This is a genomic window from Roseomonas sp. BN140053, from assembly GCF_047690175.1.
Classification (GTDB): Bacteria; Pseudomonadota; Alphaproteobacteria; order Acetobacterales; family Acetobacteraceae; genus Roseomonas.
In genome coordinates this window covers 16,532-33,110 of the sequence record NZ_JBLLEB010000008.1, presented here as the reverse complement: position 1 = coordinate 33,110, position 16,579 = coordinate 16,532, and the positions used below count along the sequence as shown (strand labels likewise).

The following is a 16,579-nucleotide window of genomic DNA, read 5'->3' as shown; positions in this document are numbered from 1 at the left end:
TGCCCGCCGGCGCGGCGTCAGACCGGGATGTCGAACAGCATCAGCCGGCCACCACCCTGCATCAGGACCTGCCGCGGCTGGATGCGCGTGGTGGCGGTGCCGATGTCGGCCGCTTGGCCGGTGACGCGCCAGGCGGTGGCGCCATTCGCGCCTTTGCCGCCGAGGTCGCAATGCAGGTAGACGCCGCCGGTCCTGGCCGCGCTGCGGGAACTGGCGGCGGAGTTGGTGCCGCTGATCTGGATGTGGATGTCCGGCGCGGCGAGGTTGTTCTGCGCGATATAGGTTCCCAGCCGGCCCTGGTTGTAGTCGAGGCAGATGTCGAGCCCGATGTTCAGGCCGCCGATCGTCGCGTAGGGGACCCCCTTGCCGCCATCCGTCTTGGTGCGGAAGGTGCCGTTGTTCTGGTACACGCCGTCGTCGTTGGCCTTGTACAGCTTGCGGATGATCTGGCCGTTCAGCAGGATCGGGCAGACATTGTAGGTGTCCTTGAAGAAGGTGCCCTTCCTGTAGGCGATCGAGCCGGCGACGATCAGCAGCTGCGGCACTGCCGCGCTGATGTTCTCCAGCTGACGGTAGATCGCGTGCTTGTTGTCGCGCGACAGCAGTGCGCCGCCCGCGCTGAACAGGTATTCCGGCACCACCAGCATGCGGCTGAAGTCCCCGCCAGCGGTGTTGCCGGCGATCTTCAGCTGCGTGTCCGCCACCAGGGCGATGTCGCGCAGGGTGCCGGCCCGGGCTGCGGCGCCGCTGCCGTTGAAGGCGATCTCGCTCATGGTCCAGCAGGCGGCATAAACATTGGGCATGGCGCGTCCTTCCGGCACCGTTCCTGCGGTGACCTTTGGGCGGCATCACATCACGGTCAGGCGTTCCCCTCAATTCACGGCGGGGATGCCCGCCCGAAACGGCCTCGCCGGATCCGGGGCACGGGTTCCGGCCCTGCAAACTGCCGTTTCGCCGGGCCGCGGTGGCGGAGCCGGGGCCACCGCGTCCGTAGCGGAACGCACCGCTGCCCCCCTTCGCCGCCGGCAAACCTTGACGCCCACCCCCCGCTGGGGGCCAATCCGCGCCGGAACCTCCGCCCGGATGCCGCAACTCACCCTCCATACCCCCCTCGGCGAGATCACGGTCTCGGAGGAGGAGGGGCAGATCGTCGCCCTCGATTGGGGGCGCGGGCGGGACCAGTGCGTCACCCCCGTGCTGGCCGCGGCGCGGGACCAGTTGCACGCCTTCTTCGACGGCGAGCGGGCCGGCTTCGACCTGCCGCTGGCGCCCCACGGCACCCCCTTCCAGACGCGGGTCTGGGACGCGATGCGGGCCATTCCGCGCGGCGAAACCAGGACCTATGGCGCGGTGGCGCAGCTGCTGAACAGTTCGGCGCGCGCCGTGGGCGTGGCCTGCGGCGCCAATCCCATCCCGATCCTTATTCCCTGCCACCGGGTCGTCGCCGCCAACGGCGCGCTCGGGGGCTATTCCGGGGACAGCGGGGACGCCACCAAGCGTTTCCTGCTGCGGCTCGAAGCCGCTCCCTTCCAGGACCTGCTGCCATGAACCATGCGTTGCGCATCCACGAATATGGCGGCCCCGAGAAACTGTTGTGGGAGGAGGTGCCGGTGCCCGGCCCCAAGGCGGGCGAGGCGCTGGTGCGGCACGCGGCCATCGGGCTGAACTACATCGACGTGTATTTCCGCAACGGCCTGTACAAGGCGCCTGCCCTGCCGGCGGTGATTGGCATGGAGGCCGCCGGCGTGGTGGAGGCGGTGGGCGAGGGCGTGACCGAGGTCGCCCCCGGCGACCGCGTCGCCTACGCCACCGGCCCGCTGGGCGCCTATTCCGAGGCACGCGTCATCAAGGCGGAGCGGCTGGTGAAGCTGCCCGACGGCATCAGCGACGAGGTGGCCGCCGCCGCTATGCTGCAGGGGCTGACGGCGCAGTACCTGTTGCGCCGGACCTATCCGGTGAAGCCGGGCGAGACGATCCTGGTGCATGCCGCGGCCGGCGGCGTCGGGCTGATCCTGTGCCAATGGGCCAAGGCGCTGGGCTGCACGGTGATCGGCACGGCCGGCACGGAAGGCAAGGCGGAGCTGGCCCGGGCGCACGGCGCGGCGCACGTGATCCTGCCGGGCGAGGACCTGGCCGCCCGCGTCAAGGCGATCACCGGGGGCGCGATGCTGCCGGTGGTGTATGACAGCGTGGGGCGGGACACCTTCATGCCTTCGCTGGACTGCCTGGCGCCGCTGGGGATGATGGTGTCCTACGGCAATGCCTCCGGCCCGGTGCCGCCGGTGGATCTGGGGCTGCTGGCGGCCAAGGGCTCGCTCTACGTCACGCGGCCGACCCTCGCCTCCTACACGGCCAAGCGCGCCGACCTGGTGGCCAATGCCGCCGACCTGTTCGACGCCGTGCAGAGCGGCGCCGTGCGCGTGCTGGTGAACCAGCACTGGCCCCTGCGCGAGGCCGCCGACGCCCATCGCGCCCTGGAAGCCCGCCGCACCACCGGCAGCACCGTGCTGCTGCCGGCGGGGTGAGGATGTCCGGCGGGGTGGCGTGGTGCCTGTGGCCTGCAGGGAGGGCTCTGCCCCCCTGCACCCCCCGCCAGGAAACTGAGTTTCCTGGACCTTCCGTTCGTGAAACTGCGGCGCTGGCTGACAGGGGGCAGCGCCCCCTGCGGGCCATCGAGCACCACACCATGCGACCGGATGCCCCCGCCCACCGCCGAGCGGCATAGGGAGCACGGCGGGTGGACCGGGTGGCGCAGATGACGGTGTTCCGCCGGGTGGTGGAGGCGGGCGGGCTGACGCGGGCGGCGCAGTCGCTGGGCATGGGGCAGCCCAACGTGTCGCGGCTGTTGTCGGAGCTGGAAGCGCGGCTGGGGGTGCCGCTGCTGCACCGCTCGCCGCGCGGGCTGCGGCCGACGGAGGCCGGGCAGCACTTCTACGAGGAAGCGGGCAAGGCGCTCACGGCCATCGAGGAGGCGGAGGATTCCGTGCGCCGCGAGGAGGCGACGCTGCGCGGCACGCTGCGGGTGGCGGCGAGCCCGTCCTTTTTCCGCCGCACGGTGGTGCCCTGGCTGCCGGAGTTCCTGCGCGAGCATCCCGGGCTGAACCTGGACCTGCTGCTGGGCGACGGCGAGGTGGACCTGCTGGCCGCGGGCGTGGACATGGCGCTGCGGGCGGGGCCGGTGCGGCAGGAATCCCTGATCGCGCGGCATCTCGGGCGCTTCGCGCTGAACCTCTACGCCTCGCCGGTCTACCTGGCGGAACGCGGCACGCCCGGGACGCCCGAGGGGCTGGCGGGGCACGACATGTGCCTGCACCGCATCACCGGCCACGCGATCCGGCTGGAGGACGCGGCGGGCCGGCAGGTCGAGGTGCCCGTGAGCGGCCGGGTGCGGGCGGACGACGTGGCGGTGCTGGTGACGGCGGCGGAAGCCGGGCTGGGGCTGGTGCAGCTGCCGCCCTGGCGCGCCTTCGTGCGGCTGGAGCGCGAAACCCTGGTGCCCGTGCTGCCGGACTGGCATTCCGAGCCGCGCGACATCTACGCGGTGTGGCCGGCGACGCGGGCGCTGCCGCGGCGGGTGCGGGTGTTCGTGGACATGCTGGCGGCACGCTTCGCCTCCGACCCGCGGCTGTCGCTGCGGTCCGGGGCGGCGCTGGGCGGGACGGCCGGCGGGCGGAACGCCGCGTCCGGGTGATGGCGCCCGGGGCGCGCGTGGGGCGCCGGGGCACGTGCGACGCCGAGGCGCCGGGCACGGGGTTGGCGGCGGGCCGGCCGGTCAGGGCCGCAGGAAGTAGCGGTAGCGGTAGATCTCGCGCAGGCCGAGCGCTTCGTAGAGGCGCTGCGCCCCGGTGTTGCCGGTGGCGACCTGCAGCCAGGCCGTGTCGGCGCCCTGCGCCGCGCCCCATTGCGCGATTGCTGCCAGCACCCCGCGCGCCAGGCCACGGCGTCGGAAGCGCGGATCGGTGGCGACGTCGAAGATGCCGCACAGGGAGGCGTCGGCGATCGCCTGGGCACTGGCGGCGGGCACGCCCTCCGCGCGGTGCAGCAGCCAGGTGGCGGGGCGGGCGAGCAGCGGCAGGGCGGCCGCCTTCTCGGCGCGGCGGGCGGGCGTCTGGTACTCGGCGGTGCCCAGCACGGCAAGCCAGTCCTCGGCCGGGCCGTCGAGGTGTTCGCCGAGCGGGGAAACACCGCTCAGCCCGTCCAGCGGGCCGGCCATGACGCGGGCGCCCTCCGCCTCGGCATAGCCGCGCGCCAGCAGCAGCGGCACCAGCCCGGGCGGGTCCAGCGGCGTGGAGCGGAAGCGCGGGACGAGGTTCCAGCGGGCGAAATCCGCCTCGATGCGCGCGACCCGGGCGGGCAGCTCCGGGTCCGGGGCGGGGTCGAGGCAGCAGGCGGCGTTGGCGCGGCCGGTGCCGCCGCGGAAGCCGCGCACCACGAAGCCGCCGTCCCAGGCCAGGCGCGGCGCCGGCACGGCCGTGAGCGCGGCGCGTTCCAGGGTGGCGATGCTGGGGGGAGGCGGAACGGCGGTCATGGCGGCGAGGTCCAGTGGTGGGAAGGGGTGGCGCAGCATGCCCGCGCCGGCTGCCCGGCGCGATGGCGGGGGACCGCTGGTCGAGCTAGTGGGCAGGGGCGGCGCGGTCGGGGTCCGGCGGGCTACAGCAGCGCCCGCAGGCGCGCGGCGTAGCGCTGCGCCGCGGCGCGCAGCCGTGTCGCTTCTTCCGGCCAGCCCGCGGCGGCCTCCGCCGCCATCGTCCAGGCGCCGAGCTGAAAGGCCAGGTAGGGCGGCAGCAGGGCCGCCACCAGCGCCGGGTCGGGGGCGCGGCCGGCCTCCCGCTCGGCGGCGGCGAGCAGGGCGTCGCGGTCGAGGTCCAGTTCGGCCATGGCACCGGCGATATCCCAGGCGATGTCCTGGCAGCCGATCAGGTCGTGCGCGGCGTGGTGGTCCAGCGCGTCGGTTTTCAGGGGCGGCCCGTCCGGCGGCAGCAGCCATTCCCAGGCGTGCAGGCGGTTGTCGGTTTCCACGCGGTGCAGGCGGGGTTCCAGCGCGGCGGGATCGGGCAGGCGGCGGCGCAGGGCGCGGGCGGCCGCCTCGCCCAGGGCTTCGGCGGTGTTGTGGCAGGCCATGTCGAACAGCGCGTCGAGGCTGGCCCCCTGCCCCGCCGCGGCCGGGAAATGCCGGGCGCGGAAGCCGAGGTAGCGGCCCACCCGCACCGCCAGCGCGACGGGGTCCGGGCGGTCCGCGGGCGGTGCGGCGGTGCCCGGGGCCGGCACGCTGCCGGGTAAGCCCTGGACCGGGACCGGTGGAATGGGCGAGCGGAGCTGATCCAGGGAGGGCAGCCCGGCCAGCCAGGGTTCCACCAGGAAGCCGTGCCGCAGGCCGGCGACATCGGGGGTGAAGCCGGCGGCGTGCAGGGCGCGGGCGCGGTCCAGCTTGCGGGCGCCCTCGCGGCCGAGGCCGGCGAAGCGCAGCAGCCAGGTGCCGGTGTCGCTGCGGAGGAGGAATTTGCGGCGCTCCCCCTGCGGGTTCACCGCGGGCCACTCGGCTTCGCGGCGGTAGCGGTGGGCGCGCCAGCCGCCGCCGGAAATCTCCTCGGGCGGGGCCTGGGCCGGGCCGGTGAGGTCGGCCACCCAGGCTTCCAGCCGGTGCTCCGGGCGGGGCGCGCGGAGGACCGTGTCCTCGAAGGAGGCGACGTAGCGGGGGATGCGGTCCCAGCGGGCACGGTGGCGCTCGCTGGCCTGCGGGCCGAGGGGGCCGAGATGGCCGGGAAAGGCGTGCAGCCGGTGCGGCGACACGCCGCGGTCTTCCAGGAAGTCCCCCACCGCGCCGAAGGAACTGCCGGACAGGCCGGGCCCCTCGTCCACCAGGGCGAAGCGGGCGGCGGGGTCGCGCAGCAGTTCCGCTTCCAGGGCGGCGCCGGGGCGGAGCTCGCGCCGGAACGGGTGGCCGACCGGGCGCAGGGTCACGGGCGGGGCGGCGTCCAGGGCGGCGGCCACCAGGGCGGCCAATGGCGTGCCGATGGAGCGCAGGCCGACCACCACCGGGGGCGGTTCGCCGGCCAGGGCTTTGGCGGCGCGCAGGGTGAGTTCGGGATACAGGGCGTAGAAGGCGAAGCCCTCGGCGCGCCGGGGCTGGATCTGCGCGGGCAGCGCGGCCGCGGCCAGGGGGGCGAGGTCCGGCAGGGGTGGCAGCCGGGCGAAGCCGCTGTTCCAGGAATCCCGCAGCGCGCGCGCCAGGGCCAGCAGCACCGCCATCGCCGCGTCCGGCACGGGGGCGCGGCGGTCCTCGCCGGCAGCGGCGAAATCGGCATCGGCCAGGCCCTGGGCCAGTTCGCCCGCGTCCAGGAAGGCGCCCACCAGCGCGGCGTGGCGCCCGATCCCCGGCGGCAGGGTGGCGAGGTGGCGGAACTGCGCCGACAGGTCGCGCAGCAGGGCGCGCGGGTCGGCGCTGCGGCTGGGGTCGCCGTAGAAGATCATGGGCCGCGGCGGCTAGGCGGCGAAGAGTTCGGGCCGGCGCAGCCGCAGCGTCTGCACGAGGGTGAGCAGCTTCAGCTCGCACAGCGTGCCGGCATCGGCCATGGCGGCCAGTTCCGCCAGCGGGCGTTCCAGCACGGTGATGTGTTCCTGTTCCGCCGCGAGGCCGCCGCCGGCGGCGATCCGGTCGGCGCGCGCGTAGGGGGCCAGGAACAGCCAGGCGCGCTCGGTGGACAGGGCGGGCATGGTCCAGACCCGCGCCACCGGTTCCAGCGGGCCGAGCCGCACGCCCAGCTCCTCCAGGGCTTCGCGGCGGGCGCAGGCTTCCGGGTCGGCCTCGTCCAGGCGGCCGGCGGGGGGTTCCAGCATGGTGGCCTCGCCCGCGGCATGAAAGGCGGGGGCGCGGAACTGCTGCACCAGCAGGGCGCAGCGGCGTTCGGGGGCGAAGGGGAGAACGGCGACGGCCTCGCCGTGGTCCTCGATGTCGCGCGGCATCTCGGCGCCGTCGGGCAGGCGATAGGTGGCCAGCAGCATGGTGGACCAGCGCCGGTAGCGCGTCTCGATCCGCGCCAGTTCCGGCGTCATCGCGGCGCGCCTCAGCCGGCGGGGAGTTCGGCCGGGATGCGGCCCGGGCGGGAGGCGCGGCGGGCGGCGGCCTCGCGCAGGTGGGCTTCCAGCTCGGCGGCGCGGTGCTCGGCGGTGTGCTCGTGCAGGACGCGGCGACGGGCGGCCTCGGCCAGGGCGTCGCGGCGGGTTTCGTCGCCGTCGCGCAGAACCGCCAGGACGTCTTCGGCGGTGTCGGCCAGCAGGATGTCGCGGTCGGGCGTGAAGATCTCGTCCAGCCCGGCCCAGCGGTCGGAGATCAGCGGCGTGGCGCAGGCGCCGGCCTCGAACAGGCGGACGCTGGGGCTGTGGCCAGCGCGGATCATGTCGGCGCGGGTGACGTTCAGGCCGTAGCGGCTGGCGGCGTAGAACTCCGGGTGGTCGGCGGGGCCGACATGTTCCAGGCGCTCGACGTTGGCGGGCCAGTCGATGTCGTCCGGGTATTGCGGGCCGGCCACGGCGAAGCGCAGCTCCGGCGCACGGCGGGCGGGTTCGAGGAGGAAGCGGTCCAGCGTCGGCTGGCGGTCGGGGCTGTAGGTGCCGAGATAGGACAGGTCCCAGCGCCGCGGCACGTCCAGCGGGTGATAGTTCTGCGTGTCCACGGAACAGTACAGGGCGCGGGCGGCGGGCGAGCCGTAGCGTTCTTCCAGCCGGCGCAGCGTCGGGCCGCCGGTGAAGCTGAGATAGAGGTCGTAGCCGGGGATCAGCGCGGGCGAGAGGTACTCGTGGTCGCCGCGTTCCAGCTTGGCCAGGGTGACGGGGGTGTCGATGTCGTAGAAGGCGGACACGCCGCGCGCGGCGTCCTGCGCCCAGCGGCCCACCGCCACGCCGTCCGGCACGTAGGAGCCGACGATCACCGCGTCGGCCGAGGCCACCTCGCCGCGCCAGCGCTCCAGCGCGCCGAGGTCGGGGTAGAGGGCCAGGCGGCAGAAGCCGGGATCGGGCAGGTCGCGATGCGCGGCGTACCAGGGCACGTCGCGTTCCAGGAACAGCACCTCGTGCCCGCGCGCGGCGAAGGCGCGCAGCAGGGCCCGGAAGGTGGTGGCGTGGCCGTTGCCCCAGGAGGAGGAAAGGCTGAGGCCGAGAACGACGAGGCGCAGCGGCGCGTCGGTCACGCCGCGCTCCGCTGGGCCTTGCGCGCGGCCTCGGCGCGCAGCAGGGCGTCCACCTCGGCGCCGCGCAGGTGGTAGGTGTGCTCGGCCAGGATGCGGCGGCGGGCGGCCTCGCCGATCGCGCGGGCGCGCTCGGGGGTCAGGTTGCGGACGTGTTCGGCCACGTCCTGGCCGTCGCGGGCGACGAGGACTTCCTCGCCTTCCTTGAGGAAGAGTTCCAGGCCCACCCAGGCATCGGTGATCAGGCAGGCGCCGGCGCCGGCGGCCTCGAAGACGCGGGTGGCGGGGGAGAAGCCTGTCGTGGCCATGCTGTCGCGGGCGATGTTCAGCACCGCCAGCGGCGAGGTGTTGAAGGCGTTGTGTTCGCGCGTGTAGACGTGGCCGAGGTGGCGGACGTTGGGCGGCATCGCCTTGCTGTCCCAGCCGTTGCCGCCGATCAGGAAGCGGCGGTCCGGCAGCAGCGCGGCGGGCTGCAGGAAGAACTGTTCCACCCGCGCTTCGCGGTCCGGCAGGCGATTGCCGAGAAAGGCGAGGTCGGCGGCGAAGCGCTCCTCGGCCGGCACGGGATGGTGCGTGCTGGGATCGAGCGCGTTGTAGATCGGGATGCAGCGGCGGGCGCCGAAGCCCTCGTAGGCGGCGATCACCGGCGGGCCGCCGCCGTAGGTCAGCACGAAGTCGAGCTGCGGCATGCAACGGCGGAGGACGTGGTCGGGGCTGCCGGCGATCTCCGCCAGCGTGGCGGGGGCGTCCACGTCCCAGAAGATGCGGATGGCGTCGGGACGGGCGGCGGCGGTGACGCCTTCCAGCAGTTCCGTGTCGAAGACGCCGACGCCGGAGGCCTTTACCACCACGTCGGCGCGGGCGGCTTCCGCCACCACTCCGCGCAGGGCGTCGGGGGTGGCGGGATAGACCACCACCTTGGCCCAGTCCGGCGGGTCGATGTCGCGGTGCTGCTGCCGATCGAACGCGTCGGGCTCGTAGAAGGTGATGTCGTAGCCGCGGGGCGCGAGGTCGCGCAGCAGCCCGCGGTAATAGGTGGCCGCGCCGTTCCAGTACGACGACAGTAGCGAGGAACCGTAGAAGGCGAGCTTCACGCGGGGATCTCCGTGGACGGCGCCTGCGTGGAGGCGTGTGGCCGCAGCGTGGCGAGGATGCCGAGGAGTTCCTCGGCGCGATGGGCGCAGGAATGGCGGGCGCGCACGGTGGCCAGGCCGCGGGCGGCCAGGTCGCGGCGCAGCGCCGGGTCGTGCCGGAGGGCGCGCAGGTGTTGCACCATCTCCGCCTCGTCGCGCGCCACCAGGAAGTCGCTGCCCGGGGTGAAGAGGTGTTCGGAGTCCTGCCAGGGGGCGGAGACCAGCGGGATGCCGCAGGCCAGGGCCTCGAAGACGCGGATGGTGGGGATGCCCGGCAGCAGTTCCACGTAGAAGCGGCGCGGGACGTGTACCGTCGCGAGATGGCGGGCGAAGATGTCCGGCGCGCGGGCGTTGGGCGCCCAGCCGTGGAAGCGGACGCCGTAGCGGTTCAGCGTTTGCAGCGCGTCGTCGGGGTAGCGGACGCCGTAGATGTCCAGCGGGAGTTCGGCCGTGCGGGCGGGGCGGAACAGGAAGGATTCCAGCTCGGCGCTGCGCTCGCCGTCGCCCCAGTTGCCGATCCAGACCAGGCCCTCGCGCGGAGCTTCGACCGCGGGCGGGTGGAAGTGGTGCAGGTCGGCGGCTTCGTGCCAGACCCAGACGCGGTTTGCCCAGCCCCAGCGGCGGTAGACCTCGGCCAGGGTTTCGCCGAAGGCCAGGACGCCGTCGTAGCCGTCGAGGTCGAAGGCGCGGATCGCTTCGGGGTCGGAGACGGCGCGATGGTGGGTGTCGTGGAACAGCAGGGTGAAGCGGGCGCCGGCGCGGCGTTGCGCGCCGAGGGCGGCCACCAGCGCGGGCTCGTTCCATTCGTGCACGATCACCAGGTCGGCGTCGGACAGGTCGAGTTCGTGCAGCGCGGCGAAGCGGGTGGAGCGGAGTTCGGGATAGGCGTCGCGGTAGGCCTGGAGGCCGGCCTCGCCGTGGTCCTGGAGGAGGTTCTGCAGGCTCCAGGCGCCTTCGGGTTCGTAGGCCTGAACGTCGTGGCCGCGGCGGATCAGTTCGCGCAGGACGCCGCGCAGGAAATGCGCGTTGCCGTGGTTCCAGCAGCTGTCGAGCGAATGGGTGAAATAGCGGATCTTCACGCGGTGGTGGTTCCCTGCGCCGGCCGCAGGCGGCGGTACACGTCCAGCATCGCCCGCGCCATGGGGGCGACGCCGTAGTTCCCGGCGCGCTGGCGGGCGGCGGATTGCAGGCGGGCGCGGTGGGCGGGGTCGTCGCAGAGGCGCTGAATGGCGGCGGCGATCGCGGCGTCGTCGTGCGGCGGGACGAATTCGGCGGCGCCGTCCCACAGCTCGCGGAAGGAGGGGATGTCGGAGAGCACCAGGGCGGCGCCGGCGCGCACGGCTTCCAGCACGGCGAAACCGAAGGGTTCGTAGAGCGCGGTGGACACGAAGACCGGGGCGGCGGCCATCCAGCCCGACAGTTCCCTCTCCGGCATGCGGCCGAGCGGGCGGATGTGCTGCAAGGAGATGGCGGCGCCGTTGGGGCCGGACACCGCGCCGGCGGCCAGCACGGGGATGCGCAGGCGACCGGCGGCGCGGTCCAGCGCGGCGATGCCCTTGCCCTCGTCCCAGAGGCGGCCGGCGGTCAGGGCGAAGGATTCCGGGGCGCCGGAGATGGCAGTCGCGGTGACCTCGCGGCGGCCGTTGTGCATGGCGATCGGGGGCTCGGGCAGGCTGTAAACGCGGGCGGTGTCGGCGGCGAAGGCGGCGGAGGGCACCACCAGCGCGCCCACGGCGCGGTAGCCGCGGCCGGTGAGGTCCGTGCGCCAGCGGAAGTCCTCGGGCAGCGGGCCGGATTTCACGGCGTCCCACCAAGTAGCGACGCAGGAATGGGCGACGCCCACCACGGGAACCGGGAAGCGCGCCGCGGCGGCGTGGGCGGGGCTGTTGAGGTGCAGGAGGTCGGCGCCGTCGGCGCGGACGAGCTCGGCCAGGGCTTCGCCCGTGCGCTCCACGGTGTCGGCGTCGGCGGCCAGCCAGTCCAGCGGCAGGTCGGTGTGCAGGGTGGAAAGGCCGGGCACCGCCGCGGCCTCGGCCAACTGGTCGGCGGCCGGGGTGGGGCCGAGCACGGCCAGGGTGGTGCGCACGCCCTCCGCCGCCAGCCCGCGCGCGAGGTCCAGCGCGTAGGGCCAGACGCCGCCCACCGCGTCGGCCGTCATGAAGAGGCGGAGCGGTTCGCCCGGCATCAGCGGCGGCGGGCGGCCGTCACGCCGGCGCCCGGGCCGGCCGCGGTCACGACAGCGCCTCGGCCGGGGCCGGGGCGCTGAGGCCGCGGGCCTCGCGCAGCCAGTCCGCCAGGGTGGCGAGGCCGGCGCGCCAGGGGCGCGGCTGCCGCAGGCCGAGTTCGCGCTGCGCCAGGCGGGTATCGGACACGTAGTAGCGCTGGTCGCCGGCCCGCCAGGCGCTGTAGCCGGTCTTCACGGGGTGGCCGACGATGTCCTCGATGGCGGCGAGGACCTGCCGCAGGCTGACGGCGTTGGCCGGGCCGCCGCCGAGGTTGAAGGCGCGGCCCTGCACGGCGTCGATGCGGCGCCAGGCGGCCATGTAGGCGTCCACGGCGTCGCCGACCTCCAGCACGTCGCGCACCTGGCAGCCGTCGCCGAAGATGGAGATGGGCTGCTTCAGCAGGGCGCGGATCAGGAAGTGGGCGACCCAGCCCTGGTCCTCCGTGCCCATCTGGCGCTGGCCGTAGATGCAGCTCATGCGCAGCACCGCCGTGGGCACGCCGAAGGAGCGGGCGAAGTCCAGCACGTACTGGTCCGCCGCGCCCTTGGAGCAGCCGTAGGGCGTGTGGAAGTCCAGCGGGCGGGTTTCCGACACGCCGTGGTCGCGCACCGCGGGATCTGCGGGGAGGTAGGCGTCGCCCACGAGGTCCAGGGAAACGTCGTTGAGGTCGCCGTAGACCTTGTTGGTGCTGGCGAAGATCAGCGGCACCGGGGTGGCGCGGCGGCGCAGCGCGTCCAGCAGGTTGAAGCTGGCGCGCAGGTTGATGTCGAAATCCTCGCGCGGGTTCACCAGGCTGGTGGTGACGGCCACCTGGGCGGCGAGGTGGAACACGGCGGAGGCGTCGGAAGCGGCGTGGGCCAGCGCGTTCTCGTCGCGCACGTCGGCCACCACGGCCGAGACGCGCTGCGGGTGGCGCTGCTTGAGCCAGTCCAGGTTGGCCTGCACGCCCGGGCGCAGCAGCGCGTCGTAGACCAGGACGTCGTGGCCTTCGGTCGCCAGGCGGTCGGCAAGGTTGGAACCGATGAAGCCCGCCCCGCCCGTCACCAGGACCGGGCGGCGGCCGGTGATGGCCGTCACGCCACCAGCCCCCGCGCTTCCAGTTCCTTGCGCGCCTGCTGGACGCGGTCTTCGGCCCCCTGCTGCTGGGCGACCCATTCGGCGAGTTCCGCGAGGCCTGCGCGGAAATCCTGCTTGGGCTCGTAGCCCAGCACGGCGCGGGCGCAGGAAATGTCGGGGATGCAGTGGCGGATGTCGCCGGCGCGGGCCTTGCCGGCGAGTTCGGGGAGCAGGTCGGGGCGGCCCATCGCTTCGGCCAGCAGGGCGGCGACGTCCTGCACGGTGCGGACCTCGCCGCTGCCGATGTTGAACACGCCGCCGGGGGCATCGGGGTGGTTCAGCGCCAGCACGAAGGACTGGGCGACGTCGCCGACATGCACGAAGTCGCGCTGCTGCAGCCCGTCCTCGAACACCATCGGGCGCTGGGCGTTGTGGATGCGGGAAGCGAAGATCGCCAGCACGCCGGTGTAGGGGTTGCTCAGCGCCTGGCCGGGGCCGTAGGCGTTCCACAGCCGCAGCGCCACGCCCTCCATGCCGTAGGCGGGGGAAAGCGTCAGGGTCAGGCGTTCCTGCACGTACTTGCCAATGGCGTAGACGGAAGCGAGCGCGGTGCGCTTGCTTTCCGGCGTCGGTACGGGGACCAGCGGGCGGCCCTTGGGGTCGAGCGGGTCCCAGGGCGCGTCGGGGCCGGAGCGCGGGACGCGGGTGACTTCCTCGTAAAGCGCGCCATCGGCGTCGCGGTACAGGCCCTCGCCGTAGACGCTCATGGAGGAGGCGACCACGACGCGCTGCACCGGGCGCTCGATCAGCTGCTGGAACAGGGTGGCGGTGCCGTAGTCGTTGACGGAGGTGTAGCGGTCCACCGCGTACATGCTCTGCCCGACGCCGACCTCGGCCGCGAGGTGGACGACCTTGTTCACGCCCTTGAGCGCGCGGAGCAGCGAGGCTTCGTCGCGCACGTCGCCGATCACCACCTCGACTTCGGGGTCCAGGCCCTCGGGCTGGGTGCGGTCGCCGTGGACCTGCTCGATCAGGCTGTCCAGCACGCGCACCCGGTCGCCACGTTCCAGCAGCGCCCGCGACACGTGCCGACCGATGAAGCCGGCACCGCCCGTGATCAGAACCGTGTCTGCCACCCGCTCAAACTCCGTAACACTCTTCATGATCTTCTTAGGACCGCCGCAGCGGGCCAAGCAACTGCCCGGCCAGGACCGGCGGCCGGGCGCCGCGCCGCGCTCGGCGGGGGACGGGGCGCGGCGGCGCCGGGCGGTCACGGCGGCCCCTGGCGAGGGCGGCGGGTGCGAAACATCGCTGATTCCCGCAGCAACATAGAAGCTCCCCCGCGAGTCCGCGCCCGGCCCGCCGCCGCGCCGCGGCCGGGGCGGTTCCGCCGGGGATGCCCGCGCCGGCCCGGCCCGCGCGGCGCCGGGGCAGTGCCCGCAGGCTATGCCTCACCACTTCGTGTTGCGGGATGGTGACGGGGCCCCGCGGTTTTCCGGGCTCCCGCTCTCGGCTTCCCGTGCCGAATCGGGCGCTTCGCGCCGGTGCGGCGGCCCCGGCCGCCAGGGGTGGGGGCCTTGGTTCCGGCGGCGCGGAACTGGTATGTTCCTCCGTCCACCCGCCGGGCCGGGCAAGGATCGTCCCCGGCCCGAACCGCCCCTTTCTCCGGTCCCCCGCGGCGCGGCCGGTTCTTCCCGTTGGAGTTCATCGCCTTGAGTTCGAGACCGCTGCGCGTCGGCATCGTTGGCGTCGGGAACTGCGCGTCCTCCTTCGTGCAGGGCCTGACCTATTACCGCGACGTGGCCTCCAACGAGCCGGTGCCGGGGCTGATGAACGCCGAGGTCGGCGGCTACCGCGTGGCCGACGTGGAGATTGCCTCAGCCTTCGACATCAGCGCCGCCAAGGTCGGGCGCGACGTGTCGGAGGCCATCCTGGCCGCACCCAACAACACCAGGCGCTTCGCCGAGGTGGCGCCGGGCGGCGTGGCGGTGGAGCGCGGGCCAACGCTGGACGGCCTGGGCAAGTACATGCGCGACGAGATCGACGAGGCCGAGGCCCCCGTGGCGGACGTGGCCGAGAGCCTGCGCCGGTCGCGCACCGACGTGCTGGTCAGCTACCTGCCGGTGGGCTCGCAGCGCGCCACGGAATGGTACGCGGAACAGGCGCTGGCTGCCGGCTGCGCCTTCGTGAACTGCATCCCCGTCTTCATCGCCTCCGACGCCGGGTGGCGGAAGCGCTTCGAGGAGCGCGGGCTGCCGATCATCGGCGACGATATCAAGAGCCAGGTCGGCGCCACCATCGTGCACCGCGTGCTGGCCAACCTGTTCCGCGAACGGGGCGTGCGGCTGGACCGGACCTATCAGCTGAACTTCGGCGGCAACGCGGATTTCCAGAACATGCTGGAACGCGAGCGGCTGGAATCCAAGAAGATCTCCAAGACTCAGGCAGTGACCTCGCAGCTGGAGGTGCCGCTGCCGGCGCGCGACGTGCATGTCGGGCCGTCCGATCACGTGCCCTGGCTGGAAGACCGGAAATGGGCGCATATCCGGCTGGAAGGCACGGCTTTCGGCGGCGTGCCGCTGAACCTGGAGCTGAAGTTGGAAGTCTGGGATTCGCCCAACTCCGCCGGCATCGTGATCGACGCCGTGCGCTGCGCCCGGCTGGCGCTGGACCGCGGCATTTCCGGCGCGCTGGTGGGGCCGTCCTCCTGGTTCATGAAGTCGCCGCCGCAACAGTTCACCGATGGCGAGGCGCAGGACCGCATGCGGCGCTTCATGGCCGGCGAGAATTGCTGAGAACCGCGTCGCGTGGCCACCACCCTGTTCCTGGTGCGCCACGCCGCGCATGACCGCGTGCACGACACGCTGACGGGCCGCACCCCCGGCGTGTCGCTGGGCGCGGCCGGGCGGGCGCAGGCGGAATGGCTGGCGGAGCGCCTGGGACGCGAGGCGGTGGAGGCGGTGCTGTGCAGCCCGCTGGAGCGCGCCCACGAAACCGCCGCACCGATCGCCGCGCGGCTGGGACTGGAAGCCGTGGTGGATCCCGGGCTGCTGGAGATCGACTTCGGCGCCTGGACGGGGATGCGCTTCGACGCGCTGGCGACGGATGCGGGCTGGCGGCACTGGAACGCCGCGCGCGGCTCGGCGCGGCCGCCGGCAGGACGCACCCCCGGCGAAAGCATGGCCGAGGCGCAGCGCCGGGCGCTGGACGCGGTGGAACGGGCGCGGGCGGCGCATGCCGAGGCCGGAGTGGTGCTGGTCAGCCATGCCGACGTGATCCGCGCCGTGCTGCTGGCGGTGCTGGGGATGCCGCTGGACGCCTTCCACCGGATCGAGGTGTCGCCCGCCTCGGTCAGCGTGGTGTCCGCCTGGGAAGGCGGCGCCCGGCTGCTGGGGCTGAACGAGATACCGCCGCCGGGCTGAGAGTTGCAGCCGTGCCGGTGTCGCCGCGGCGATGACCATCATCAGCGTTGCGCATGGGACAGGGGGGGCGGCCATCACCATCTCGGTGGGGACCGAGGAGAACCCTCGCGGCCGGAACCGCCGGCTGCCCGCCTTCTCCGGCCAAGAAAAAAAGCGAGATGCCTTCGATGACCTCCTTCCGCTCTTCCCTCACCGTCGCCGCCGCCCTGTTCGCCGCCCTCGGCACCGCCGGGCTGGCGCAGGCCGCCGAAACGCGCGCGCCGTTCTCCTTTGAGACCTTCGACACGACCTCCGGCGTGGCCTCCCGCGGCGTGCCGCTGGGCGAGGCGCCGACCGCCCAGGCCGGCCGCGAGCTGCCCGCCCTGGCGCGGCTCTGGTCGCCGGCCGATGCCGGTGCCCGCGGCGTGCTCGGCCGCAACGTGGCGCAGAACGACGCGGTGTCCGTTACCCGCTGAGGATGGCTGCGGGCGGCAGGGCGGCTTTCGGCCCCCTGCCCCGCCCGGAAACGAAAAACGCCCTCGCCACGACGTGGCGAGGGCGTTTTGCTGTTCCGGGCCCCG

At 73.8% G+C, this 16,579-nt stretch carries 16 protein-coding genes; 6 read left to right on the top strand and 10 right to left on the bottom strand.

Annotated elements, in window-relative coordinates; genetic code table 11:
* Positions 1-17: 17 nt before the first annotated feature.
* Positions 18-803: a hypothetical protein gene (locus tag ACLIBK_RS10000; protein ID WP_415387108.1), complete on the bottom strand. Its 786-nt coding sequence runs from the start codon at positions 801-803 to the stop codon at positions 18-20.
* A 280-nt stretch (positions 804-1,083) separates the two neighbouring features.
* On the opposite strand from ACLIBK_RS10000, the gene ACLIBK_RS09995 reads away from it, so the two are divergent.
* The 3 genes from ACLIBK_RS09995 (at position 1,084) to ACLIBK_RS09985 (ending at position 3,691) form a co-directional block, all read left to right on the top strand.
* Entirely contained in the window at positions 1,084-1,548 is a 465-nt protein-coding gene (locus tag ACLIBK_RS09995; RefSeq protein ID WP_415387107.1) for a methylated-DNA--[protein]-cysteine S-methyltransferase, read from the top strand.
* Positions 1,545-2,525, top strand: coding sequence for a quinone oxidoreductase family protein (locus tag ACLIBK_RS09990; protein WP_415387106.1), 981 nt, complete (start codon positions 1,545-1,547; stop codon positions 2,523-2,525). Before ACLIBK_RS09995 ends, ACLIBK_RS09990 begins: the two co-directional genes overlap by 4 nt.
* Positions 2,526-2,737: 212 nt before the next feature.
* Complete coding sequence (locus ACLIBK_RS09985) at positions 2,738-3,691, top strand: LysR family transcriptional regulator (protein WP_415387105.1); 954 nt, start codon at positions 2,738-2,740, stop codon at positions 3,689-3,691.
* 81 nt (positions 3,692-3,772) lie between these two features.
* On the opposite strand, the gene ACLIBK_RS09980 is transcribed toward ACLIBK_RS09985, so the two are convergent.
* From ACLIBK_RS09980 to ACLIBK_RS09940, 9 genes are all read right to left on the bottom strand, one after another.
* Positions 3,773-4,567 carry a GNAT family N-acetyltransferase gene (locus ACLIBK_RS09980; protein ID WP_415387104.1) on the bottom strand — a complete coding sequence of 265 codons (795 nt, stop codon included), beginning with the start codon at positions 4,565-4,567 and terminating at the stop codon, positions 3,773-3,775.
* Positions 4,568-4,650: 83 nt separating this feature from the next.
* A complete protein-coding gene (locus tag ACLIBK_RS09975; RefSeq protein WP_415387103.1) occupies positions 4,651-6,471 on the bottom strand; it encodes a hypothetical protein in 1,821 nt (606 codons plus the stop codon).
* A gap of 12 nt (positions 6,472-6,483) precedes the next feature.
* Positions 6,484-7,053 (bottom strand): NUDIX domain-containing protein, encoded by a 570-nt coding sequence (locus tag ACLIBK_RS09970; RefSeq protein ID WP_415387102.1) that lies wholly within the window; start codon positions 7,051-7,053, stop codon positions 6,484-6,486.
* An 11-nt stretch (positions 7,054-7,064) separates the two neighbouring features.
* Positions 7,065-8,186, bottom strand: coding sequence for a CgeB family protein (locus ACLIBK_RS09965; protein WP_415387101.1), 1,122 nt, complete (start codon positions 8,184-8,186; stop codon positions 7,065-7,067).
* The gene (locus ACLIBK_RS09960) at positions 8,183-9,277 is read right to left on the bottom strand and encodes a CgeB family protein (protein ID WP_415387100.1); all 1,095 of its coding nucleotides are present in this window, start codon (positions 9,275-9,277) and stop codon (positions 8,183-8,185) included. Before ACLIBK_RS09960 ends, ACLIBK_RS09965 begins: the two co-directional genes overlap by 4 nt.
* The gene (locus ACLIBK_RS09955; protein WP_415387099.1) at positions 9,274-10,395 is read right to left on the bottom strand and encodes a CgeB family protein; all 1,122 of its coding nucleotides are present in this window, start codon (positions 10,393-10,395) and stop codon (positions 9,274-9,276) included. The genes ACLIBK_RS09960 and ACLIBK_RS09955 overlap by 4 nt, the downstream gene beginning before the upstream one ends.
* Complete coding sequence (locus ACLIBK_RS09950) at positions 10,392-11,501, bottom strand: glycosyltransferase family 4 protein (RefSeq protein ID WP_415387098.1); 1,110 nt, start codon at positions 11,499-11,501, stop codon at positions 10,392-10,394. Before ACLIBK_RS09950 ends, ACLIBK_RS09955 begins: the two co-directional genes overlap by 4 nt.
* Positions 11,502-11,547: 46 nt before the next feature.
* Positions 11,548-12,618 carry an SDR family NAD(P)-dependent oxidoreductase gene (locus tag ACLIBK_RS09945; protein WP_415387097.1) on the bottom strand — a complete coding sequence of 357 codons (1,071 nt, stop codon included), beginning with the start codon at positions 12,616-12,618 and terminating at the stop codon, positions 11,548-11,550.
* Positions 12,615-13,733, bottom strand: coding sequence for an NAD-dependent epimerase/dehydratase family protein (locus tag ACLIBK_RS09940; protein WP_415387096.1), 1,119 nt, complete (start codon positions 13,731-13,733; stop codon positions 12,615-12,617). Before ACLIBK_RS09940 ends, ACLIBK_RS09945 begins: the two co-directional genes overlap by 4 nt.
* A gap of 576 nt (positions 13,734-14,309) precedes the next feature.
* Here ACLIBK_RS09940 and ACLIBK_RS09935 point away from each other — a divergent pair.
* The 3 genes from ACLIBK_RS09935 to ACLIBK_RS09925 all read left to right on the top strand — a co-directional run bounded on the left by ACLIBK_RS09935 (position 14,310) and on the right by ACLIBK_RS09925 (position 16,474).
* On the top strand, positions 14,310-15,392 hold the full coding sequence (locus ACLIBK_RS09935; protein WP_415387095.1) for an inositol-3-phosphate synthase: 1,083 nt from the start codon (positions 14,310-14,312) through the stop codon (positions 15,390-15,392).
* Between the two features lie 12 nt (positions 15,393-15,404).
* Positions 15,405-16,019 carry a histidine phosphatase family protein gene (locus ACLIBK_RS09930; RefSeq protein WP_415387094.1) on the top strand — a complete coding sequence of 205 codons (615 nt, stop codon included), beginning with the start codon at positions 15,405-15,407 and terminating at the stop codon, positions 16,017-16,019.
* Between the two features lie 158 nt (positions 16,020-16,177).
* A complete protein-coding gene (locus tag ACLIBK_RS09925) occupies positions 16,178-16,474 on the top strand; it encodes a hypothetical protein (protein ID WP_415387093.1) in 297 nt (98 codons plus the stop codon).
* The last annotated feature ends 105 nt before the right edge of the window (positions 16,475-16,579 follow it).

Coding starts and splice junctions, on each gene's coding strand:
- ACLIBK_RS10000 (WP_415387108.1), bottom strand. CDS start 803: ATGCCCAATGTTTATGCCGCCTGCTGGACCATGAGCGAGATCGCCTTC.
- ACLIBK_RS09995 (WP_415387107.1), top strand. CDS start 1,084: ATGCCGCAACTCACCCTCCATACCCCCCTCGGCGAGATCACGGTCTCG.
- ACLIBK_RS09990 (WP_415387106.1), top strand. CDS start 1,545: ATGAACCATGCGTTGCGCATCCACGAATATGGCGGCCCCGAGAAACTG.
- ACLIBK_RS09980 (WP_415387104.1), bottom strand. CDS start 4,567: ATGCTGCGCCACCCCTTCCCACCACTGGACCTCGCCGCCATGACCGCC.
- ACLIBK_RS09975 (WP_415387103.1), bottom strand. CDS start 6,471: ATGATCTTCTACGGCGACCCCAGCCGCAGCGCCGACCCGCGCGCCCTG.
- ACLIBK_RS09970 (WP_415387102.1), bottom strand. CDS start 7,053: ATGACGCCGGAACTGGCGCGGATCGAGACGCGCTACCGGCGCTGGTCC.
- ACLIBK_RS09950 (WP_415387098.1), bottom strand. CDS start 11,501: ATGCCGGGCGAACCGCTCCGCCTCTTCATGACGGCCGACGCGGTGGGC.
- ACLIBK_RS09925 (WP_415387093.1), top strand. CDS start 16,178: ATGCCTTCGATGACCTCCTTCCGCTCTTCCCTCACCGTCGCCGCCGCC.